Origin of the sequence: Burkholderia sp. E168m22 (assembly GCF_001319805.1) — a bacterium.
In the GTDB taxonomy this organism is placed as follows: Bacteria; Pseudomonadota; Gammaproteobacteria; order Burkholderiales; family Burkholderiaceae; genus Burkholderia; species Burkholderia orbicola.
On the sequence record NZ_BBSK01000011.1, the window covers coordinates 43,033 to 64,789 of the forward strand.

The 21,757-nt window shown below is 67.5% G+C and carries 20 protein-coding genes; 6 read left to right on the forward strand and 14 right to left on the reverse strand.

Translation table 11 applies throughout. The annotated features are described in order from the left end of the window. Positions 1–265: 265 nt before the first annotated feature. Positions 266–1,402 carry a transglycosylase SLT domain-containing protein gene (locus AP428_RS02050; RefSeq protein ID WP_054927486.1) on the forward strand — a complete coding sequence of 379 codons (1,137 nt, stop codon included), beginning with the start codon at positions 266–268 and terminating at the stop codon, positions 1,400–1,402. Positions 1,403–1,516: 114 nt separating this feature from the next. On the opposite strand, the gene AP428_RS02055 is transcribed toward AP428_RS02050, so the two are convergent. From AP428_RS02055 to AP428_RS02095, 9 genes are all read right to left on the reverse strand, one after another. Next, a complete protein-coding gene (locus AP428_RS02055) occupies positions 1,517–2,713 on the reverse strand; it encodes a pyridoxal phosphate-dependent aminotransferase (protein WP_054927487.1) in 1,197 nt (398 codons plus the stop codon). Positions 2,714–2,783: 70 nt separating this feature from the next. Continuing rightward, on the reverse strand, positions 2,784–3,221 hold the full coding sequence (nusB, locus tag AP428_RS02060) for a transcription antitermination factor NusB (RefSeq protein ID WP_006476662.1): 438 nt from the start codon (positions 3,219–3,221) through the stop codon (positions 2,784–2,786). Beyond that, positions 3,218–3,739, reverse strand: a complete 522-nt coding sequence (gene ribH, locus AP428_RS02065) for a 6,7-dimethyl-8-ribityllumazine synthase (protein WP_023475223.1) — start codon at positions 3,737–3,739, stop codon at positions 3,218–3,220. Before ribH ends, nusB begins: the two co-directional genes overlap by 4 nt. 53 nt (positions 3,740–3,792) lie before the next feature. Further along, positions 3,793–4,935, reverse strand: coding sequence for a bifunctional 3,4-dihydroxy-2-butanone-4-phosphate synthase/GTP cyclohydrolase II (gene ribBA, locus AP428_RS02070; protein WP_027808499.1), 1,143 nt, complete (start codon positions 4,933–4,935; stop codon positions 3,793–3,795). Positions 4,936–5,092: 157 nt separating this feature from the next. Further along, the gene (locus AP428_RS02075; RefSeq protein WP_023475222.1) at positions 5,093–5,611 is read right to left on the reverse strand and encodes a DUF1993 family protein; all 519 of its coding nucleotides are present in this window, start codon (positions 5,609–5,611) and stop codon (positions 5,093–5,095) included. 364 nt (positions 5,612–5,975) lie between these two features. After that, positions 5,976–6,605, reverse strand: a complete 630-nt coding sequence (locus tag AP428_RS02080; RefSeq protein ID WP_054927488.1) for a riboflavin synthase — start codon at positions 6,603–6,605, stop codon at positions 5,976–5,978. A 14-nt stretch (positions 6,606–6,619) separates the two neighbouring features. Further along, the gene (ribD, locus tag AP428_RS02085; protein WP_006476657.1) at positions 6,620–7,741 is read right to left on the reverse strand and encodes a bifunctional diaminohydroxyphosphoribosylaminopyrimidine deaminase/5-amino-6-(5-phosphoribosylamino)uracil reductase RibD; all 1,122 of its coding nucleotides are present in this window, start codon (positions 7,739–7,741) and stop codon (positions 6,620–6,622) included. A 15-nt stretch (positions 7,742–7,756) separates the two neighbouring features. Beyond that, on the reverse strand, positions 7,757–9,040 hold the full coding sequence (gene hemL, locus AP428_RS02090) for a glutamate-1-semialdehyde 2,1-aminomutase (protein WP_006476656.1): 1,284 nt from the start codon (positions 9,038–9,040) through the stop codon (positions 7,757–7,759). Positions 9,041–9,221: 181 nt separating this feature from the next. After that, the gene (locus AP428_RS02095) at positions 9,222–9,674 is read right to left on the reverse strand and encodes a hypothetical protein (protein WP_012328082.1); all 453 of its coding nucleotides are present in this window, start codon (positions 9,672–9,674) and stop codon (positions 9,222–9,224) included. 246 nt (positions 9,675–9,920) lie between these two features. On the opposite strand from AP428_RS02095, the gene AP428_RS02100 reads away from it, so the two are divergent. After that, positions 9,921–11,138, forward strand: coding sequence for a Bcr/CflA family multidrug efflux MFS transporter (locus tag AP428_RS02100; protein ID WP_006476654.1), 1,218 nt, complete (start codon positions 9,921–9,923; stop codon positions 11,136–11,138). 104 nt (positions 11,139–11,242) lie between these two features. Here AP428_RS02100 and AP428_RS02105 read toward each other — a convergent pair whose 3' ends face one another. The 3 genes from AP428_RS02105 to zwf all read right to left on the reverse strand — a co-directional run bounded on the left by AP428_RS02105 (position 11,243) and on the right by zwf (position 15,387). Then, positions 11,243–13,171, reverse strand: coding sequence for a bifunctional transcriptional regulator/glucokinase (locus tag AP428_RS02105; RefSeq protein ID WP_006476653.1), 1,929 nt, complete (start codon positions 13,169–13,171; stop codon positions 11,243–11,245). Further along, positions 13,149–13,829, reverse strand: coding sequence for a 6-phosphogluconolactonase (pgl, locus tag AP428_RS02110; protein ID WP_054927489.1), 681 nt, complete (start codon positions 13,827–13,829; stop codon positions 13,149–13,151). Before pgl ends, AP428_RS02105 begins: the two co-directional genes overlap by 23 nt. An 88-nt stretch (positions 13,830–13,917) precedes the next feature. Further along, entirely contained in the window at positions 13,918–15,387 is a 1,470-nt protein-coding gene (gene zwf, locus AP428_RS02115; RefSeq protein ID WP_011544826.1) for a glucose-6-phosphate dehydrogenase, read from the reverse strand. A 430-nt stretch (positions 15,388–15,817) separates the two neighbouring features. On the opposite strand from zwf, the gene AP428_RS02120 reads away from it, so the two are divergent. The 4 genes from AP428_RS02120 to AP428_RS02135 all read left to right on the forward strand — a co-directional run bounded on the left by AP428_RS02120 (position 15,818) and on the right by AP428_RS02135 (position 20,220). Next, positions 15,818–17,065, forward strand: coding sequence for an ABC transporter substrate-binding protein (locus AP428_RS02120; RefSeq protein ID WP_006476650.1), 1,248 nt, complete (start codon positions 15,818–15,820; stop codon positions 17,063–17,065). A 138-nt stretch (positions 17,066–17,203) separates the two neighbouring features. Further along, positions 17,204–18,142, forward strand: a complete 939-nt coding sequence (locus AP428_RS02125; RefSeq protein WP_011544827.1) for a carbohydrate ABC transporter permease — start codon at positions 17,204–17,206, stop codon at positions 18,140–18,142. After that, positions 18,132–18,989, forward strand: a complete 858-nt coding sequence (locus tag AP428_RS02130; RefSeq protein WP_006476648.1) for a carbohydrate ABC transporter permease — start codon at positions 18,132–18,134, stop codon at positions 18,987–18,989. The genes AP428_RS02125 and AP428_RS02130 overlap by 11 nt, the downstream gene beginning before the upstream one ends. 112 nt (positions 18,990–19,101) lie before the next feature. Next, positions 19,102–20,220, forward strand: a complete 1,119-nt coding sequence (locus AP428_RS02135; protein ID WP_006476647.1) for an ABC transporter ATP-binding protein — start codon at positions 19,102–19,104, stop codon at positions 20,218–20,220. A 96-nt stretch (positions 20,221–20,316) separates the two neighbouring features. Here the strand turns inward: AP428_RS02135 and AP428_RS02140 are convergent, their stop codons facing one another. Both AP428_RS02140 and AP428_RS02145 read right to left on the reverse strand, forming a co-directional pair. After that, the gene (locus tag AP428_RS02140) at positions 20,317–20,940 is read right to left on the reverse strand and encodes a trimeric intracellular cation channel family protein (protein ID WP_011544829.1); all 624 of its coding nucleotides are present in this window, start codon (positions 20,938–20,940) and stop codon (positions 20,317–20,319) included. Further along, positions 20,927–21,706, reverse strand: coding sequence for a Smr/MutS family protein (locus tag AP428_RS02145; protein ID WP_054927490.1), 780 nt, complete (start codon positions 21,704–21,706; stop codon positions 20,927–20,929). Before AP428_RS02145 ends, AP428_RS02140 begins: the two co-directional genes overlap by 14 nt. Between the last annotated feature and the right edge of the window lie 51 nt (positions 21,707–21,757).

The following is a 21,757-nucleotide window of genomic DNA, read 5'->3' on the forward strand; positions in this document are numbered from 1 at the left end:
GCGTCTTCGACGGCTTTTGTCGTAGTCCTAGCCAGCGCTACCAGACGCTGGTTTTTTGCGTGGGTGCCACCGCGTATGCCCGCCTCGCCCAATGTGCGAAGGCGCCGGCCCTCTTACACCGTGGCCTCGAACGGTACTTATACCGTTTCCCCGATGCTTGCGCGTCCCAACCAAGGCGTGCGGCGTCGTGATTCCGCGGCGCGTTTTCTGTCTCGCCTTCGAGCTGAGCGAGCCGCACGAGTCATGTTCATGGGAGATGATCTGAATGAACGCTTGGTTATCGTGGCGTCCCACTGAGCAGCATGCGCAAATCGTGCGCAACTTGCTGCGTCGCGGGACGCGTGTCAGTCACCATCTATTCAGCGTTGTCGGCTGTTTCGCTGTCGCGGTTGCGCTTGCACTGTGGCTGCTGCCAACCGTCCGCGGCACGCTTGCCGCGAAGCTGATGCCGGTCGTATCCGCGGCCGTGCAGGCCGGTCCGGCGCGTCTGCTGTCCGGCCATCCGCTGCCGAACTTCGCGCCTGCCGGTGCGCAGCCGCAGCAGGAAGACGGTCCCGAAACGGATGCGCTGGCGGTCGGCCTCGATGTCGCGCCGGAAACCGCCGCGCAGGGCGCTCAAGGCGCGCAGGGCGATGCGTCCGATCCGGCCCGCACCGGCCCGTCGCCGGTCGCACTGGCCAAGCTGATTCCGATTCAGCGCGTGGCGGCCGATGCCCGCGACGATCGCGCGCTCGCGTCGAACCGCGAACAGGCGCTCGTCGCCACTTATCTGTCGCGCCGTTACCGCGTCGCGCAGGAGCCGCTCGGCCAGCTCGTCAAGGCCGCGTTCCAGACCGGTCGTGACGTCGGCCTGGATCCGCTGTTGCTGCTGTCCGTGATGGCGATCGAATCGGGCTTCAACCCGTACGCCGAAAGCGGCGTCGGCGCGAAGGGGCTGATGCAGGTCATGTCGAAGGTCCATTCCGACAAGTTCGAGTATTTCGGCGGCACCGACACCGCGCTGCAGCCGCTCGCGAACCTGCAGGTCGGCGCACTGGTGCTGAAGGATTGCATTGCGCGCGGCGGCTCGCTCGCGAACGGCCTGCGCCTGTACAACGGCTCGACGAACCCCGACGACAACGGCTACGGCTCGAAGGTGATGGCCGAGCGCGGTCGCTTGCGCGACGTCGCGCGTGGCCGCAGCGTGCCGATCAACGCGCCGCAGGCGCCCGCGCAGCCCGCGAAGCCGATCGTCACCGCCGCTGCCGTGACGGCCGCAGCCGGCGGTGCTAAGCGCGTGCATGCGACGCTCGACGGTACGACCTCGGTCAAGGCGGCGCCGAAGGAAGCCGCGTCGCAGGACGACGCGAGCGTCGATACCGCGAAGCAGTCGCACGCCGATCATTCGGAGCTCGGCGCGTAACGTCGCAGGCGCCGTGCGGCTTCGCCCGGCACGACTGGGCATGAGAAAGGCACCCGATTCGGGTGCCTTTTCTTTTTTGCGGTGTGTGAAGCGCCCGGTGCGCCGGGCGCGGTGTCAGTGCTGCCCGAACAGCGTCCCGAGCCGGTCGACCGCCTCTTCGAGCCGCGAGTAGGCGGTCGCATAGGACAGGCGGATATAGTCCCGCGGCGCATGGACACCGAAGTCCATGCCCGGCACCAGCACCACGCCTGCGTCGTGCAGCATCGCCTGCGTGAGCGCGGCGCTGTCGCCGGCCGCCGGGTGCGCGACGCCGCCGCAATGCGCATACACATAGAACGCGCCGTCCGGCATCACCGGCACCGTGAAGCCGAGCCGCTCCAGCGCCGGCGCGATGAAATCGCGGCGGCGCTTGAATTCGAGCCGGCGTGTTTCGTAGATGTCGAGCGTCGCGGGTTCGAAGCAGGCGAGCGCCGCATGTTGCGCGAGTGCGGACGGGCAGATGAACAGGTTCTGCGAGAGCTTTTCGAACGTGCCGACGAGCGCGGGCGGCACGACGAGCCAGCCGAGCCGCCAGCCCGTCATGCTGAAATACTTCGAGAAGCTGTTCACGGTGATCACGTCGTCGCCGAACGACAGCGCCGACACCGGCGCGGCGTCGTAGCTGAGCCCCTGGTAGATCTCGTCGACGATCGTGAAGCCGCCGCGTGCGCGCACCGCTTCGATGATCCGCTTCAGTTCGTCCGGTTCGAGCGACGTGCCGGTCGGATTCGACGGCGACGCGAGCAGCACGCCGCGCGTGCGCTCGTTCCAGTGCGTGCGGACGTCGTTTTCGGTGAGCTGGAAGCGCGCGTCCGGGCCGCTCGGCACGAGCACCGGACGGCCTTCAGCCGCCGCGACGAAGTGCCGGTTGCACGGGTAGGACGGATCGGGCATTAGCACTTCGTCATCGCGGCCGACCAGCGCGAGGCATGCGAGCAGCAGCGCGGCCGATGCGCCGGCCGTCACGACGATCCGCTCGGGGGCGACCGTGAGGCCGTATGCGCGTGCATAGTGCGCGGCGATCGCCTCGCGCAGCGGCGCGATGCCGAGCGCGCTCGTGTACTGCGTGACGCCGCGGCGCAGCGCGGCCGCGGCGGCCTCGACAACCGGCTCCGGCGCGGTGAAATCCGGCTCGCCGATGCCCATGTGGATAACATCGCGCCCCAAGGACTCGAGCCGCTGTGCCTCCTTCATCAGTTCCATCACATGAAAGGGCTGGATCGCGTCGACGCGTGCGGCGAGCGTGACGAGCGAATCGGCGGTGGTATTCATCGGCGGGCAGGGCGGAGGGAGAAAAGAATGAAAAACGGGCGCTTGCGCGCCCGTGGACCAACCAGCGGCGTCAGCCGTTGCGACGCGCCTGCGTTTCGGCGGGGCGCAGCTTCGCGGCGAGCTTGTCGAGCACGCCGTTCACGTACTTGTAGCCGTCGGAGCCGCCGAACGTCTTCGCGAGTTCGACGGCTTCGTTGATGATCACGCGGTACGGCGTTTCGACATGGTGCGTGAGCTCGAACGTCGCGATCAGCAGCACCGCGCGTTCGACCGGCGACAGCTGATCGATCGGACGGTCGAGCGACGGCGCCAGCGCTTCGACGAGCGTCGCATGCTCGCGGATCACGCCGTGCAGGATCGCTTCGAGCAGTTCCTTGTCAGCCTTGTCGTAACCGAGCGCGCCGCGCAGTTGCGCGTCGATCTCGCCGGAGGGCGCGTTCGACAGCAGCCACTGGTACAGGCCCTGCGTCGCCAGCTCGCGCGATTGTCGGCGGGCGCTCTTCTTCATGCGCGCTCCTCTTCGTCGTCTTCGTCTTCGTCTTCCTCTTCGTCCTCGTCGTCGCCGAGTTGGTCGAGCGCCATCGTCAGGTTGGCCATCTCGACCGCGACGCGTGCGGCGTCACGACCCTTTTCGGTCATGCGCGCGACGGCCTGCTCGTCGTTTTCGGTCGTCAGGACTGCGTTGGCGATCGGCAGGTTGAAGTCGAGGCCGATGCGGGTGATGCCCGCGCCGCTCTCGTTCGACACGAGTTCGAAATGGTAGGTCTCGCCGCGGATCACCGCGCCGAGCGCGATCAGCGCGTCGAACTGGCCGCTTTCGGCGAGCTTCTGCAGCGCGAGCGGGATTTCCAGCGCGCCGGGCACCGACACGAGCAGCACGTCTTCACCGGTGACGCCGAGGCGTTCCAGTTCTTCGACGCAGGCATCGGCGAGGCCGTTGCACACGGGTTCGTTGAAGCGCGATTGCACGATGCCGATACGCAGGCCGTCGCCTTCGAGATTCGGTTGGTATTGTCCGATTTCCATGATCTGGTCCGTGGTGTGGATGAACGGTTATAGGGCGAAAGCGCCGTGGCGGGTTACGCGTGGGACGCCGGGCAGGACTTGGCTTCGCTGCCGGGCATCGGAATGAAGCCCGTGACTTCGAGGCCGTAGCCGGACATGCTGCCCAGCTTGCGCGGATTCGACAGCACCTGCATCTTGCCGACGCCGACATCGCGCAGGATCTGTGCGCCGATGCCGAACGTCTTGAAATCGACCGGCCGGCGCTTGAGCGCGGCAGCCCTTTCTTCCTCGTCGAACGCCTTGAAGACGTCGATCAGGTGTTCCTTCGTATCGCCGCAGTTGAGCAGCACGATCACGCCGAGGTCGCGTTCCGCGATGTCGCGCATCGCGGCGTCGAGCGTCCACGAGTGGGTCGAGATGCCGGTCTCGAGCAGATCGAGCACCGACAGCGGCTCGTGCACGCGCACCGGCGTATCGACATCGGGCGACGGAGCGCCGCGCACCAGCGCGATGTGCGGCGAGCCGCTCGGCTGGTCGCGGTACAGCACCGCGCGGAACGTGCCGTGCGCAGTCTGCATCGTGCGCTCGGCGATCCGCTCGATGATCGATTCGGTGCGGCTGCGGTACTGGATCAGATCGGCGATCGTGCCGATCTTCAGATTGTGTTCCTTCGCGAATTCGATCAGGTCGGGCAGGCGCGCCATCGTCCCGTCGTCCTTGATGATCTCGCAGATCACCGCGGCCGGCGTGAGGCCCGCGAGCGCGGTGAAGTCGCAGCCGGCCTCGGTGTGGCCCGCGCGCACGAGTACGCCGCCCGGTTGCGCCATGATCGGGAACACGTGGCCCGGCTGCACGATGTGCTCGGGGCGCACGTCGTGCGCGACCGCCGTGGCGATCGTGTGCGCCCGGTCGGCGGCCGAGATGCCGGTCGTCACGCCTTCGGCCGCTTCGATGCTGACCGTGAACGCGGTGCCGTACTGCGTGCCGTTGCGGTAGGTCATCAGCGGCAGGTGAAGCTGCTTGCAGCGTTCCTGCGTCAACGTCAGACAAACCAGGCCGCGGCCGTACTTGGCCATGAAGTTGATCGCTTCCGGCGTGACGAATTCGGCGGCGATCACGAGGTCGCCCTCGTTTTCGCGGTCTTCTTCATCGACCAGGATCACCATCCGGCCGGCTTTCAGCTCGGCGATGATGTCGAGCGTGGAGGCGAGCGTCATAAGGGGGCGAGAAAGAGGAAAGTGCGTATTTTACGCCAGCCGGACGGCGTTTCGGCTGGCGCGGGCCGCGCGGGGCCCGCGCGTGCTCCGGAAAGCGCTGCGGCCGGCCCCCGCGCGGGGGCGAACGGAGGCGGGCCGGACGTGGCCCGGCCGCGCGTCACGCGTGCTCGTTGCGCCCGCCGAGGTAGTCCAGCTTGCCGAGTTCGACGCCGCTGTGGCGCAGGATGTCGTACGCGGTCGTCACGTGGAAGAAGAAGTTGGGCAGCACGAAATTCAGCAGGTACGACTGGCCGGTGAACTCGATCGGGCCGACGCGCATCTTCAGCACGATCTGGCGCGTCTCGCTGCCGTCGATCTGCGCGGCGTCGAAGCTCTTCAGGTAGTCGATCGTCTTCTGGATGCGTGCGTGCAGTTCGTCGAAGGTCTGCTCGACATCCGGGTAGCTCGGGATTTCGGCGCCGGCGAGCCGCGCGGCGCAGCCCTTGGCCGTATCGGTCGCGATGTACACCTGGCGGACGAGCGGCAGCATGTCCGGATAGAGGCGTGCGCCGATGAACACCGACGGATCGATCTGCTTTTCGGCCGCATGCGCCTGTGCCTTGCCGAGGATGTGCTGCAGGTTGGTGAGGCCGCGGATCAGGACGGGCAGCGAAGCCTGGTACATCGAGATGGACATGGGGACGACTCCAATGGGAAGAGTGGCGGCCGCTACGCGGCGCGTCGTACGTGGCGGCGTGGAAACCGCTGTCGACGCATCTTAGCGCGACGGCATGGCCCGTGCGCGTCGTTGGCCGTTCGGCCAGGTGCCGGCCGGACGGCCAACGACCGAACCCGATCGCGATGCCGGCATTTCGGATGGCAGGAGACGGAGCGGCACGGCACGAAGTAGGGTACGAGCAATGCCCGGTGGCGCCAGCTCGGTTACCGCACACGATCGGCACGGCGGCCGGTGAGTGGAGGAGCGACGGGGTCGTGGCGACGCCCAAACAATGCCGAAACGAACCGCCAGCCGTCATTCCATATACAGAGGATCTGCTTGTTCAGTCCTGATGCACGCCCTGCGATGCCGACAGCATCCGCTCCACATACCGCGCGATCATGTCGACCTCGAGGTTGACCTTGTCGCCGGCCCGCAGGTGACGCAGCGTCGTGACTTCAACCGTATGCGGAATCAGGTTGATCGAGAATTCGCAGCCGTCCGCGCGATCGTCGATCGTATTGACGGTCAGGCTGACGCCGTTCACCGTGATCGATCCCTTGTACGCGAGATAGCGGCCGAGTTCGCGCGGCGCGACGATCCGCAGTTCGTGCGACTCGCCGACCGGTGCGAAGCGCGATACGGTACCGAGGCCGTCCACATGGCCCGACACGATATGCCCGCCGAGGCGGTCATGCGCGCGCAGCGCCTTCTCGAGATTCACTTCGCCGGGCTGCGCGAGGCCGACCGTCCGGTTCAGGCTTTCGCGCGACACGTCGACGTCGAACGTGGTGTCGGTCTTCTCGATCACCGTCATGCATGCGCCCTGGATCGCGATGCTGTCGCTCAGCGCGACATCGGCGAGATCGAGCCCGCCGGCCTGCACGGTCAGGCGCACGCCCGCATCGGCCGACGTGCCGAGCGGGGCGATCGTTTCGATGCGGCCGACGGCCGCGACAATTCCGGTAAACATCGTGGCGATTCCGTTCAGTGAGACGTGTCGGTCGGTGCGACGCGCGCGAGGATGCGCAGGTCGTCGCCGACCCGCTCGATACCGTGGAACGACAGCCGGGTGCGCGCCTCGAGGCTGGCCGGCGCGGCGAGATCGAACATGCCGGCCGCGTCGGCGCCCAGCAGGCTCGGCGCCAGATACACCAGCAATTCGTCGACGCAGTGCTCGCGCAGCAGCGAACCGTTCAGCTTGTGGCCGGCCTCGACGTGCAACTCGTTGACGCCGCGCGCGCCGAGCGCCGCCAGCATCGCGGGCAGGTCGACCTTGCCGTGCGCATTCGCGAGCGGCACGATTTCCGCGCCGCGCGACTTCAGCACGTTCGCGCGCAGTTCGCCGGCGGCGTCGAGCCGGCCGCAGAAGATCAGCAACGGCGCGCCTTCGAGCAGCCGCGCGTCGAGCGGCAGGTCGAGGCGGCTGTCCACCAGGATGCGTTGCGGCTGGCGCGGCGTGTCGATGCCGCGCACGGTCAGCAGCGGATTGTCCTCGCGCACGGTGCCGATACCGGTGAGGATCGCGCACGCGCGGGCGCGCCACGCATGGCCGTCGAGGCGCGCGGCCTCGCCGGTGATCCACTGGCTTTCGCCGGACGGCAGCGCGGTGCGGCCGTCGAGTGATGCGGCGGTCTTCATCCGCACCCACGGGCGGCCGCGCGTCATCCGCGACACGAAGCCGATGTTCAGCTCGCCGGCTTCATTCGCGAGCAGCCCGCAGCGCACGTCGATACCCGCGTCGCGCAGCATTCCGAGGCCGCGCCCCGACACCTGCGGGTTCGGGTCTTCCATCGCGGCGACGACCTTCGCGACGCGCGCGTCGATCAGCGCGTTCGCGCACGGCGGCGTGCGGCCGAAATGGCTGCACGGTTCGAGCGTCACGTAGACGGTCGAGCCCGCGACGTCGTAGCCGCGCGAACGCGCGTCCTTGAGCGCCTGCACTTCCGCGTGGTCCTGGCCGGCCGGCTGCGTGAAGCCTTCGCCGATCACGTCGCCGTCCTTGACGATCACGCAGCCGACGCGCGGATTCGGCGCGGTCGTGTACATGCCGCGCGCCGCGAGCGCGAGCGCGCGCTGCATGTGGGCGAAATCGGTATCCGAGAACATGCGCGCGGCCCCGGGTCAGGCGGCGAGTGCCGCGAACGCGCGGCGCGCGGCCGCGAGCGTCGCGTCGATCACCGCGTCGTCGTGCGTGCTCGACACGAAGCCGGCTTCGTACGCGGACGGCGCGAAGTACACGCCCTCGTCGAGCATCAGATGGAAGAAGCGGTTGAATCGCTCGACGTCGCTCTTGGTGACTTCCGCGAAGCTGCCCGGCACGCGCTCGGCGAAGTACAGGCCGAACATCGCGCCGATCGAGTCGGCCGCGAACGGCACGCCGGCCGCGCGTGCTTCCGCTGCGAGGCCGTCGGCGAGCCGCTTCGTCTGCGCGGTGAGCGCGTCGTAGAAACCCGGCGCCTGGATCAGTTGCAGCGTCTTCAAGCCCGCGGCGACCGCGATCGGATTGCCCGACAGCGTGCCGGCCTGATAGACGCCGCCGAGCGGCGCGAGGTGGGCCATGATGTCGCGGCGGCCGCCGAACGCGGCGGCCGGCATCCCGCCGCCGATCACCTTGCCGAGGCAGGTGAGGTCGGCCGCGATCCCGTAGTACGCCTGCGCGCCGCCGAGCGCGACACGGAACCCGCACATCACCTCGTCGAAGATCAGCACGGCGCCGTGCTTCGTGCACAGCGCGCGCAGCGCGTTCAGGAATTCGGGCGTGCCGCGCACGAGGTTCATGTTGCCGGCGACCGGCTCGACGATCACCGCGGCGATCTCGTCGCCGAACGCGCCGAACGCTTCTTCCAGCGCGGCGACGTTGTTGTATTCGAGGACGGTCGTGTGCTTCGCGATGTCGGCGGGTACGCCGGCCGACGTCGGGTTGCCGAACGTCAGCAGGCCCGAGCCGGCCTTGACCAGCAGGCTGTCCGCGTGGCCGTGGTAGCAGCCCTCGAACTTGACGATGCGGCTGCGGCCCGTGAAGCCGCGCGCGAGACGCAGCGCGCTCATCGTCGCCTCGGTGCCGCTCGACACCATCCGTACCTGCTCGATCGACGGCACGAGCTTGCAGATTTCCTCGGCGATCTCGATCTCGGCTTCGGTCGGCGCGCCGAACGAGAAGCCGTCGGCGAGCACGTTCTGCACGGCCGACAGCACTTCCGGATGGACGTGGCCGACGATCATCGGGCCCCACGAGCCGATGTAGTCGATGTACTGCTTGCCGTCGGCATCCCAGAAATACGGGCCTTGCGCGCGCGCGACGAAGCGCGGCGTGCCGCCGACCGAGCGGAAGGCGCGCACCGGCGAGTTGACGCCGCCCGGAATGGTCTTCTGGGCGCGTTCGAAGAGGATCTGATTGTTGGACATGAGCGAAACCTGCGAGAGAAGGGCGCGGGGGCCTGTGCACGGGCCGCGGCGCCTGGGCGGAACGATCGTCTGATTGTACCGGAGACACGCGCGGCAAGCCCGCCGGCCGGTCCGCGGCCTTTCGGCGCGCCGGGGGAATCGGCCGGACAGAAAGGCGGCCCCGATGCGACCCGGTTTCCGCTTATCGCGGCGGCTTGCGCTTGCCGGTCAGCTCGGCCCAGCGCTTTTCGAGCGGACCTTCGACCATCGGCTTGATCGACGTGCCGGAACTCTGCGCATCCCAGGTCTGTACCGAATACGGATGGACGCGCAGCGCATCGCGCGGAATCACGACGTCCTGGTGCGCGTCGACCAGCCAGTCGTACACGAAGTCGATGCACAGCCGGTAGCCGCGCTTGGTCGACGGATCGGGCACCTCGTATGGCGCGCGCGTCACGTAGCCGGAGCCGAACACGCCCTTGGGCTCCTTCGCGACACGGTGCAGGAACACGCGGTCGCCGGGCAGGATGCCGCGCGCGAAGCCGCAGCCCCATACGTCATGCACGGCCTCGCCGGCCTTCACGCGCGCGGCGACGTCGGGCAACTCGGGCCATGGCCATTTCTTGGGGCTCCAGATCAGCAGGAAAGCGGTCATCGGGTCGGTCGTACGTCGAATAGGTCAGACAAGAGCGGCAAGCAGCAAGCTTAATCGAATCCGCCCGCACGCTGGTTCGGCGCGCGACGCGCGTGGGCGGGTTCCTGCCCGCCGCCGCATGCAGCCCGAGGCACGCAAAAAAGTTGCGCGTACAATCATGGGCCTGAACGCGCCGCTTGCGGCGCGGCTTCCCGTCTTCACCGCCACGCGCGCCCCGATGCGCGCGGGCTCCCATTCCGGATACCCATGTCCCACGTCGTCCGGCGCCGGCCCGATGCCCGGCTGATCCTGTTGCTCGGCGCGCTCGCGGCCTGCGGGCCGATCGCCACCGACATGTACCTGCCGAGCCTGCCGTCGATCGCCGCAGGCTTCTCCGTCAGCGCCGGCGCCGCGCAGCGCACGCTGACGAGCTTCATGGCCGGTTTCTCGATCGGCATGCTGCTGTACGGCCCGCTGTCCGACACGTGGGGCCGCCGCCCCGTGCTGCTCGGCGGGATCGCGCTGTTCACGCTCGCGAGTATCGGCTGCTTCGTGGCGGGTTCGATCGACATGCTGATCGTCGTGCGCTTTTTGCAGGCGCTCGGCGCCGGCGCCGCGTCGGTGCTCGCGCGGGCGATCGCGCGCGACGCGCACGAGCCGAGCGACGCGGCGAAGGTGCTGTCGATGGTCGCGATCGTCACCGCGGTCGGACCGCTGCTCGCGCCGCTGATCGGCGGCCAGATCCTGCGTTTCTCCGGCTGGCGCGGCGTGTTCGTCGTGCTCGCCGTGTTCGGCGCGCTCTGCGCAACGACTGCGTACCTGCGGGTGCCCGAAACCTGGCCGAAGGAGCGGCGCAAGAGCGCGGCCGTGCTCGCGTCGTTCGCGTCGTACGGGCGCATCCTGTCCGACCCCGTCGCATGGGGGCACATGCTGTGCGGCGGGATGGCGTTCGCGTCGATGTTCTCGTACATCACCGCGACGCCGTTCGTGTACATCGAGTATTTCCACGTGTCGCCGCAGCACTACGGGCTGCTGTTCGGTTTGAACGTCGTCGGGATCATGATCGGTAACTTCGCGAACACGCGGCTCGTCGGCCGCATCGGTTCGCTGCGTATCATCGCGGCCGCGTCGCTCGTGAGCTGCATCGCGTCGCTCGCGGTCGCGTTCGTCGCGCTGACCGGGTTGGGCGGGCTGTGGTCGATCGTCGTGTGCCTGTTCTTCGTCGTCGGTGTGGTCGGGATACTGTCCGCGAACTGCACGACCGACCTGATGCACCGCTATCCGCACAACGCGGGCGCGTCGGCGGCCGTGTTCGGCGCGATGCAGCTCGCGCTCGGCGCGCTGGCGAGCGTCGCGATCGGCGCACTCGCGGACGGCACGCCGTTCGCGATGGGCGTGACGATCGGCGTGTCGGGCCTGCTGTGCTTCGCCGGGCGCTATCTCGTGCTGCGCTGGCACGGCCGGCCGGTGAAAGCGGGCGCCTGAACCGCGCCGCCCGCCGGGTCGCAGAATGAAAAACGCCACCGCGCGCGATGCGCCGGTGGCGTTTTTCGTTGGGACGCGTGAAGCGGCCGACGCCGCGCCATGCGCTAGTCCCGCGCGACGTCCTTCGCCGCCGGCGACGCGCCGTGGCTCAGCCAGTCGAGCACGTCGGCCGTTTCGTCGTCGCTGGCGCGCGCTTTCGCCTGCGCGACGGCTTCGGGCAGCTCGCCGTTCGTCGACGCGCGACGGATCGCGACACCGACCGCGAGAATGTCGATCATCAGCAGATGCAGAATTCGCGAGATCATCGACAACTGCGACTCGCGCATCTCGATGTGGTCGGTCTCGAGTGCGACGGTCGCGCGCTTCGCGAGCGGCGTGTTGCTTGACGTGATCGCGATCACCTTCGCGCCGGCCTGCATCGCGACGTCGAGCACGCGCAGCAGCTCGGGCGCGCGGCCCGACTTCGACACCGCGACGATCACGTCGCCCTTGCCGAGCAGCGCGGCCGACGCGGCCTGCATGTACAGGTCGCCGTACGCGATCGTCGGGATGCCGAAGCGGAAGAACTTGTAGTGCGCGTCCTGCGCGACGATGTTCGAGTTACCGAGCCCGTAGAACTCGATGCGGCGCGCGCCGTTCAGGATCTCGATTGCGTTCTCGACGTGCTCGAAATTCAGGTGCTCGCGCAGCTGCAGGATCGCGGACACCGTGTTGTCCAGCACCTTCGCGCCGAAGTCGGTGGCCGTATCGCCGAGATGCACCTGGCTGTGGCTCATCGGGATTGTGCCGGTGAGGCCGGTGGCGAGCTTCAGCTTGAAGTCCGACAGCCCCTGGCAGCCGAGCGAACGGCAGAAGCGGATCACGGTCGGCTGGCTCACGTCGGCCTTGCGCGCGATGTCGACGATCGGATCGTTGATGATCGAGCGTGGATGGTTCAGCGCGAGATCGGCGACGCGGCGCTCGGCCGGCGTCAGCGCGTCGCGCATCTGGCGGATTCGCTCGAACACGGCGGATGACGCACCGCCGGAACGGTTCGACAACTGTTCCGCGAGAATCGCCGACACGCCGAGGAACGCCGGGTATTCGGCGGTGATCAGGTAGGTCGGAATGTTCTCGAGATAGTGCGTGAAGCGGCCCTTCGCCTCGAAGCGCGCGCGGAACGACGAGCGCGTGAACAGCTCGCCGAGCTTCAGCGCGACGCCGCCACCGATGTACACGCCGCCGAGCGCGCCGAGCGTCAGCGCGACGCTGCCCGCGAACGCGCCGAGAATCCCGCAGAAGCATTCGACCGTTTCGAGCGCGAGCGCGTCGCCGGCATGCGCGCGCTCGACGATCTCGACCGTGTCGACGGTCGCGGCGACGCGCTTCTTGTCGCGCGCGGCGAGCGCACGATAGATGATTTCCATGCCGGGGCCCGCGCACACGCGTTCGAACGACACGTGCGGAAACTTCTTGCGCGCGTATTGCAGCACCAGATCCTCGCGCTCGTCCTGCGGCGCGAACGACGCATGGCCGCCTTCGCTGCCGAGCGCGATCCAGCGGTCGTCGGCCGGGATCAACCCCGACACGCCGAGCCCGGTACCGGGCCCGAGCAGGCCGATCACGCTGTTCTGGCGACGCGCGCCGCCGCCGACCTGCACGCGCTGGGCATCGGTCAGGCCCGGCAGCGCCATCGCGAGCGCGGTGAAGTCGTTGACGACCAGCAGCGTGTCGAAGCCGAGCGCGCGGCGCGTCGCCTCGATCGAGAAGCTCCAGTCGTGGTTGGTCATCGTGACCTGGTCGCCGTCGACCGGGTTCGCGATCGCGATCGCCGCGTGGTTCACGCGGCTGATCTTCACATCCTTCAGATACTTGCGGATCGCGTCGGTGATCGTCGGATAGTCGGCGCCGGGATACACGCGGATCTGTGTGATCTCGCCGGGGCCGGTTTCCAGCGCGAAGCGCGCGTTGGTGCCGCCGACGTCCGCGAGCAGGCGCGGGCCGTCGGCATGCTGACCCGCGACGACAGCCTTACTTTGCGCACCAGTAGACATCGAGCTGGGTCCCCTTGTCGTTGGCTAGTTGGGAAATCGCATTCTTCTGCAGCGACGCGGCCGCGGCGTCGAGCACGTCGCGTTTGCGGGCGCCCGCGATCAGCAGGAACAGCCGGTCGACGCGCTTGAGCGCATCGAGCGAATAGCTCACGCGTGCATGGGGCGCCGCGCCCGGATGCACGGCGATGAACCGCTCGGACGTCGTGATCGCGTGGTCCCATTCGGGTGCGTCGGCGAAGATCGACGCGGTGTGGCCGTCCTCGCCCATGCCGAGCACGGCGACGGTCGGCACGCGGTAGTCGGGATTCGCGTTCAACGCGGCGACGTGCGCGTCGAGCGTGCTGCGCGTGTCGACGAGCGGCAGGAAGCGGGCAGGGGCCGCCGCGCGCTGCAGCAGCGTGTCGCGCACGAGTTGCGCGTTGCTGGCCGCGTCGTCGTCCGGCACCCAGCGGTCGTCGACCAGCGTGACGTCGACGCCGGCCCAGTCGAGCGCCGCGTGCGACAGCGTGTGCAGGAACGGGCGCGGGCTGGTGCCGCCGGACACCGCGAGCGTCGGGCGCGCGGGGCCGGCGAGCGCCGCGCGCAGCGCATCGCCGACGGCGCGCGCGAGCGCTTCGCTTTGCGCTTCCTGGGTGTCGAAAGCGTGGATCTCGATCACATCTCCTCCGGACTGCTTTGTCTGTTCAAATCGTACGAATCGTGAGGCACGTTGCCGCGTACGGTGGCGTACGCCGCAACGGTTTGCATCAGTTTTCTTCTTCGAGCCAGCAGGTGTCGTGCTGCGCGAGCATCGCGCTCGACGCGGCCGGCCCCCACGTGCCCGCCGCGTACGGCTTCGGCGGCTTGAGCGTGCGCGCCCATTCGTTCAGGATCGGCTCGACCCATTGCCATGCGGCTTCCTGTTCGTCGCGACGCACGAACAGGGCGAGCCGGCCGTTGATCACGTCGAGCAGCAGGCGCTGGTACGCCTCCATCTGCCCTTCCTTGAAGAACTGGTCGAACGCGAGGTCGAGGTGCACGCTCGCGAGGTTCATCCCTTCGCCCGGCTGCTTCGCGAGGCAATACAGGCGGATCGTCTCGTTCGGCTGCAGCCGGATCACGAGACGGTTCGAACCGGGGCGCAGCGCGGTCGGCCCGAGCGCCGAGTGCGGCACCGGGCGGAAGTTGACGACGATCTCCGCGACGCGGTCGGCCAGACGCTTGCCGGTGCGCAGGAAGAACGGCACGCCGGCCCAGCGCCAGTTCTCGATCTCGACCTTCAGCGCGACGAAGGTTTCGGTCTGGCTGTCGGGCTTCACGCCCGGCTCGGTCGCGTAGGCCGGCACCTGCGCGCCCTTGATCACGCCCGCATGATACTGGCCGCGCACCGCGACCTTGCCGATGTCGCGCGGATCGATCGGCTTCAGCGCTCGCAGCACGCGCAGTTTCTCGTCGCGTACCGAGTCGGAATCCATCGAGTGCGGCGGCTCCATCGCGACGATCGACAGCAACTGCAGCAGGTGGTTCTGCACCATGTCGCGCAGCGCGCCCGTATTGTCGTAGAAATCGCCGCGTGCCTCGACGCCGAGCTCTTCCGCGATCGTGATCTGGATGCTCTCGACCCATTCGCGGCGCCACAGCGGCTCGAACAGCGCATTGCCGAAGCGCAGCGCGAGCAGGTTCTGTACCGGCTCCTTGCCGAGGTAGTGGTCGATCCGGTAGATCTGGCCTTCCGCGAAGATCTCGCCGACCGCGTCGTTGATCGCGTTGGACGACTTCAGGTCGTAGCCGAGCGGCTTCTCGAGCACGATGCGCGAGCCTTCGTTCAGGCCGACCGACGCGAGCGCCTTGCAGATCGGCACGAACAGCGACGGGCCGGTCGCGAGATAGAACACGCGGATGCCGGGCAGCGATGCAATCGCGTCGCGCAGCACGACGTAGTCCTCCGCACGGCCGAGATCGAGCTTCACGTACTCGATGCGGTCGAGAAACGACTTCCATGCCGCGTCGTCGAACGCGTTGCCGGCCGCTTTCGCCGCATGCGGCTTCACGTGCGTGTCGACCCATTCGAGATAGCCCGCCCGATCCGATTCGTGTCGTGCGACGGCCACGATCCGACCGCCGTCCGCCAGCATGTTCGCACGGTGCGCTTCGAACAGCGCGGGCAGGATCTTGCGCATCGACAAATCGCCGGTGCCGCCGAAAAGTACGAAGGTAAAGCTGGAATCGGTATGCATGTGTCTCCGCCGTGTTGGGGGTGCTGGAAGCGATCCGTAGTGCGATAAAAATATTTTTGACACTGAATTGTAGTTTAACTACAATCCGCCGCAAGGGGTAGCACCTGGGTGAAGAAAAAAAGAAGTGCGGTCGATGAACTGCGCGAGCTTCGCCTTCGGGAACGCCTTGTGCCGAATGGTATCGGACATTGACGGAGCGCATCATCGCGCGCCGTCGCCCCCGGGCTCGCGCCGCGGCATCGCGGTGGGCCAGAAACACAAAGAGGAGACACGCCGTTGAATCTCGATTCACGCTTTCTGTAAGAGCCCGGCCGGTCATCGGCCCCGTACGCTGCATGCGTCCCGCGGCTCGATTTCCCCGTCGTTTATCAAGAAGCCGGTTCCCCGTCGGGGAACCTCACGAGTTGATTCAGTCTGGAGGAGATAAGTAATGAAAGTTCGCTCGATCATGGGCGCGCTCTGCGCCGCGGGTCTGATGGCTGGCGCCGTGGCGGCGCAGGCAGCCGAGAACGTAACCGTGCTGCACTGGTGGACCTCGGGCGGCGAGTCGAAGGCCGTCGGCGTGCTGAAGGACGACCTGCAGAAGCAGGGCTACGTGTGGAAGGACTTCGCGGTCGCGGGCGGCGCCGGCGCCGCGGCGATGACCGCGCTGAAGACCAAGGTGATCAGCGGCGATTCCCCGTCGGCCGCGCAGATCAAGGGCCCGCTGATCCAGGACTGGGCCGACCAGGGCGTGCTCGTCAACATCGATTCGGCCGCCGGCGACTGGAAGCAGAACCTGCCGCCGGAAATCGACAAGATCATCAAGTACAAGGGCCATACCGTCGCCGCGCCGTTCTCGGTGCACCGCGTCAACTGGCTGTACATCAACAAGGCCGCGCTCGACAAGGTCGGCGCGAAGGTGCCGACCACCTGGCCCGAATTCTTCGCGGTGGCCGACAAGCTGAAGGCCGCGGGCATCCAGCCGGTCGCGATGGGCGGCCAGCCGTGGCAGGACCTGACGCTGTGGGAAGACGTCGTGCTGTCGCAGGGCCCGGCGTTCTACAAGAAGGCGCTGGTCGACCTCGACCAGGCGACGCTGACGTCGCCGCAGATGCTGTCGGTGTTCGACACGGTGCGCAAGATCCAGGGCTACTTCGACACCGGCCGCAACGGGCGCGACTGGAACCTCGCGACCGCGATGGTCATCAACGGCAAGGCCGGCATGCAGTTCATGGGCGACTGGGCGAAGGGCGAATTCGAAAACGCCGGCAAGAAGGCGGGCAAGGACTACATCTGCGCGCCGGTGCCGGGCACCGCGAATTCGTACACGTTCAACGTCGATTCGTTCGTGTTCTTCCAGCAGAAGGGCGAGAAGAACGCGACGCCGGGCCAGCTCGCGCTCGCGAAGACGATCATGACGCCCGAGTTCCAGGAGCAGTTCAGCCTGCTGAAGGGCTCGGTGCCGGTGCGTCTCGGCGTGAAGATGGACAAGTTCGACGACTGCGCGAAGAAGTCGTATGCCGACGAGCAGACCGCGATCAAGTCGGGCGGCTTCGTGCCGTCGCTCGCGCACGGCATGGCGCAAGGCGACGCGACCGCCGGCGCGATCACCGACGTCGTGACGAAGTTCATGAACTCGCAGCAGGATTCGAAGAGCGCGGTCGCCGCGCTCGCGAAGGCCGCGAAGGTCAAGTAACGCGCGCCAGGCGCCCGGCCGGACACGCTTCATCGGCCGGGCGTTTTTGCATGTGCAGCAAACGGGCTCGCCCGCGGGCCCGTGCCGTACCCGGCGCCGGCCCGGCCTGCGTCGCCCTCGTTCCAGGAGTCGAATCAAGTGGCTGCCCCTCTTAGCGGAAACGGATCCGGCGCTGCCGCCGCACGGCGTACGTCGCCGATGTCGGCCTTCGCCGATCGCTGGATCCCGAAGCTCGTGCTCGCGCCGAGCGTCGCGATCGCCGTGGTGTTCATCTACGGCTTCATCCTGATTACCGGCTATCTGTCGCTGACCCGCTCGCGGCTGTTGCCCAACTACGAATTCGACGGCTTCGGCCGTTACACGGACCTGTTCCAGAACGACGTGTGGTGGACCTCCGCCGCGAACCTCGGCTGGTTCGGGATTCCGTTCATCGCGATCTGCGTCGGCCTCGGGCTGTTCCTCGCGATCCTGCTCGACCAGCGGATTCGCAACGAAGGCGCGCTGCGCGCGATCTTCCTGTACCCGATGGCGCTGTCGTTCATCGTCACCGGCACCGCGTGGCAATGGATTCTGAACCCGGGCCTCGGCCTTGAGAAGGTGATGCACGACTGGGGCTGGACGAGCTTCTCGTTCGGCTGGCTCGACGATCCGGACAAGGCGATCTTCTGCGTGGTGATCGCGGCCGTGTGGCAATCGACCGGCTTCGTGATGGCGCTGTTCCTCGCGGGGCTGCGCGGTGTCGACGGCGAGATCTTCAAGGCCGCGCAGGTCGACGGCGCGACGCTGCCGACCATCTACCGCAAGATCGTGATCCCGAGCATGCGCCCGGTGTTCTTCTCGGTGCTGCTGATCCTCTGCCACATCACGATCAAGACCTTCGACCTCGTCGTCGCGCTGACCGCGGGCGGCCCGGGCACGTCGTCGTCGCTGCCGGCCATGTTCATGTACACGTTTTCGTTCAACCGCGGCCAGCTCGGGCTCGGCGCGGCGTCCTCGGTGATGATGCTCGCGACCGTGGTCGCGGTGCTGGTGCCGCTGATGTATATGGAATCGAGGAGCACCCGCAATGCAGCCTAAGATGACGATCAGCCGGGCAGTGATCTATGCGGCACTGATCCTGTTCGCGCTGTATTTCCTGTTCCCGATCTACGTGATGCTGTCGACGTCGTTCAAGGACCTCGACCAACTGCGCACCGGCAACCTGCTGACGCCGCCCACCTCGTGGACCGTCGATCCGTGGGTGAAGGCCTGGAGCGGCGCCTGTACCGGCGTGCGCTGCGACGGGATGAAGCCGTTCTTCCTGAACTCGCTGCAGATGGTGATTCCGGCCGTGCTGATCTCGTCGCTGATCGGCGCGTTCAACGGCTATGTGCTCACGCACTGGCGCTTTCGCGGCGCGGACGCGCTGTTCACGATGATGCTGGTCGGCTGCTTCATCCCGTTCCAGGTGATCCTGCTGCCGATGGCGCGCCTGCAGGGGATGCTCGGCCTCGCCAACACGATTCCGGGCCTCGTGTTCGTGCACGTCGTGTACGGGATCGCGTTCACGACGATGTTCTTCCGCAACTTCTACGTGAGCGTGCCGGCCGAACTCGTGAAGGCCGCGCGCATCGACGGCGCGGGCTTCTTCACGATCTTCACGAAGATCCTGCTGCCGGTGTCGCTGCCGATCTTCATGGTGTGCCTGATCTGGCAATTCACGCAGATCTGGAACGACTTCCTGTTCGGGATCGTGTTCTCCGGCGTCGACTCGATGCCGATCACGGTCGCGCTGAACAACCTCGTCAACACGTCGACGGGCGTGAAGGAATACAACGTCGACATGGCCGGCGCGATCATCGCCGCGCTGCCGACGCTGCTCGTCTACATCGTCGCCGGCCGCTACTTCGTGCGCGGGCTGACGGCAGGCGCGGTGAAGGGGTAAGCGCGGCTTCATCCGATACGACGAACCGGCCGCGCACCACGCGCGGCGCATCGAAACGAACCCGACGCGGCGCCCGAGTGCGCCGCGCGAGACGAGACAGAGGATTCACAGCATGGCAAGCCTTTCCATCCGTGACGTGTACAAGACCTACCCGAACGGGGTGCCGGTCCTGAAGGGTGTCGACATCGAGATCGAGGACGGACAGTTCCTGATCCTGGTCGGCGGCTCGGGCTGCGGGAAATCGACGCTGCTCAACATGATCGCCGGGCTCGAGACGGTCACGAGCGGCGAGATCTGCATCGACGGCAAGGTCGTCAACGACCTGTCGCCCAAGGATCGCGACATCGCGATGGTGTTCCAGTCGTACGCGTTGTATCCGTCGATGACGGTGCGCGAGAACATCTCGTTCGGGCTGAACATCCGCAAGGTGCCGAAGAGCGAGCAGCAGCAGATCGTCGACCGCGTGTCGGCAATGCTGCAGATCCAGCACCTGCTCGACCGCAAGCCGGGCCAGCTGTCGGGCGGCCAGCGGCAGCGCGTCGCGATGGGCCGCGCGCTCGCACGCGATCCGTCGCTGTTCCTGTTCGACGAACCGCTGTCGAACCTCGACGCGAAGCTGCGCATCGAGATGCGCGCGGAAATCAAGCTGCTGCACCAGCGTCTCGGCACGACGATCGTCTACGTGACGCACGACCAGATCGAGGCGATGACGCTCGGCGACCGGATCGCGGTGATGAAGGACGGCGTGGTCCAGCAGTTCGGCGCGCCGCAGGACATCTACGATTCGCCGTCGAATCTGTTCGTCGCGGGCTTCATCGGCGCGCCGCCGATGAACTTCATCAACGGCAAGCTGGTCGAGCAGGGCGGCGGAATCGCGCTCGAGATCGACACGGGCCTCGCGCGCAGCGCGCTGATCCTGCCGTTCGACGCGGCGAAGCTGAAGTCGCACGTCGGCCGCGAGGTGATCCTGGGCCTGCGTCCGGAGCGCATCACCGACGCGCGCAACGCGCACAACGGCGAGGCGTCGAACCTGCAGCCGATCGACGTGCGCGTCGACGTGACCGAGCCGACCGGGCCGGACACGCACGTGTTCGCGCAGGTGAACGGCAAGCGGATCGTGAGCCGCGTGCATCCGGCCGCGAACCCGCAGCCGGGGCAGACGCAGTCGCTGCTGTTCGACGTGTCGAAGGCCGTGCTGTTCGATCCGGCGTCGGAAGAGCGGATCGCGTGACGCGACGCTTGCGCTGAATGAAAGACAAAGGGGCCGTTTTTGAACGGCCCCTTTTTCGTTTCGGCGATGCGGATGATTTGTCCGCGGATGCGCCGGTCAATGCGGCAACCGCACGTCGAACTTGAACGTCGCGAGCCGCGCGACGAGGATGAAGCCGGTCGCGAGCAGCACGCTGTACACCGAGTCGAACTGCAGCCACACGAGCAGCAGGTAGAACCAGCAGCCGACGAACGCGCAGGTCGCGTACGGCCGCGAATCGCGCAGGATCAGCGGGATGTCGTTGCACAGCACGTCGCGGACGATCCCGCCGACCACGCCGGTGATCACGCCCATCATCACCGCGATGAAGCGCGGCATCTCGGCGTCGAGCGCGATCGACGTGCCCGAGATGCTGAAGATGCCGAGCCCGATCGCATCGGCGATCAGCAGCAGCCGTTCGGCCGACAGCCGCGACAGCATCCGCAGCACGAACGGCGCGAACAGCGCGAGCACGAAGATCGCGATCACGTAGTCGTCGTGCACGACCCAGTAGAACGGCCGGCGCTCGAGCAGGATGTCGCGCAGCGTGCCGCCGCCGAAGGCGGTCGCGAGCGCGACGACGAACGTGCCGACCGAGTCGAGGCGGTTCTTGCGCGCCTCGATGAACCCCGAAATCGCGAAGGCCAGCGTGGCGATCGCCTCCAGTATCGCGATCGCGAGCGTCAGCCTAGGATGCGGCACGCGGCCCCCGGTCGGCCGGCGCCGCGTGCGGCTGCAGCAGCACGAGCACCGCGCCCGCGCCGCCGTCGTGGCCGCGCGCCTCGCAGAACGCGATCACTTCTTCCTTCTGCACGAGCCACGCGCGCACCTTGCCCTTCAGCACCGGTTCCTTGCCGATCGAGCCGAGCCCCTTGCCGTGGATCACGCGCAGGCAGCGCAGCCCTTTCTTGCCGGCTTCGCGGATGAATTCGGCGAGCGCATCGCGCGCCTCGTCGCGCCGCATGCCGTGCAGGTCGATCTGCGCCTGCACGATCCACGCGCCGCTACGCAGCTTGCGCACGACGTCGCGGCTGATGCCGGGGCGGTGGTAATACAGCGAGTCGTCGCTGTCGAGCAGCGTCTCGGGATCGAATTCGTCGGACAGCGTCGCGTTCAGCACGGCTTCCTCGTCGCGCTGCGTCTGTTTCGGCACCGGGTCGGGCGGCATGCGGCCCGACGACGCGCGCGGCGGCGCGTTCAGCGGCCGGATCGTGCCGATTTCGTTGCGGAACAGGTTCGCGTCGGCTTCCGCCTTGCGCTCGGCCTGCGCGGTTTCGATGCGCGCGCGTTCGCGACGATCGGCTTCGCCTTGCAGCGACTTGCGCAACGCGCCGAGGCCCGCGAGGCCCTGGCCGCGCAACGCGGCCGCGTCGGGCACGGGCGGCGGCGGCTCGGGCGCCGGGGTCACGGGACGGGCAGCGATCTTCCGCTTCGCGGGATCGCTCGGATGGGGCTGGTTCTTCGCCATGATTCGGTAACGGGGCAGGCGCGTTCGGGCGCGCGGGCAAAAAAAAGCCGC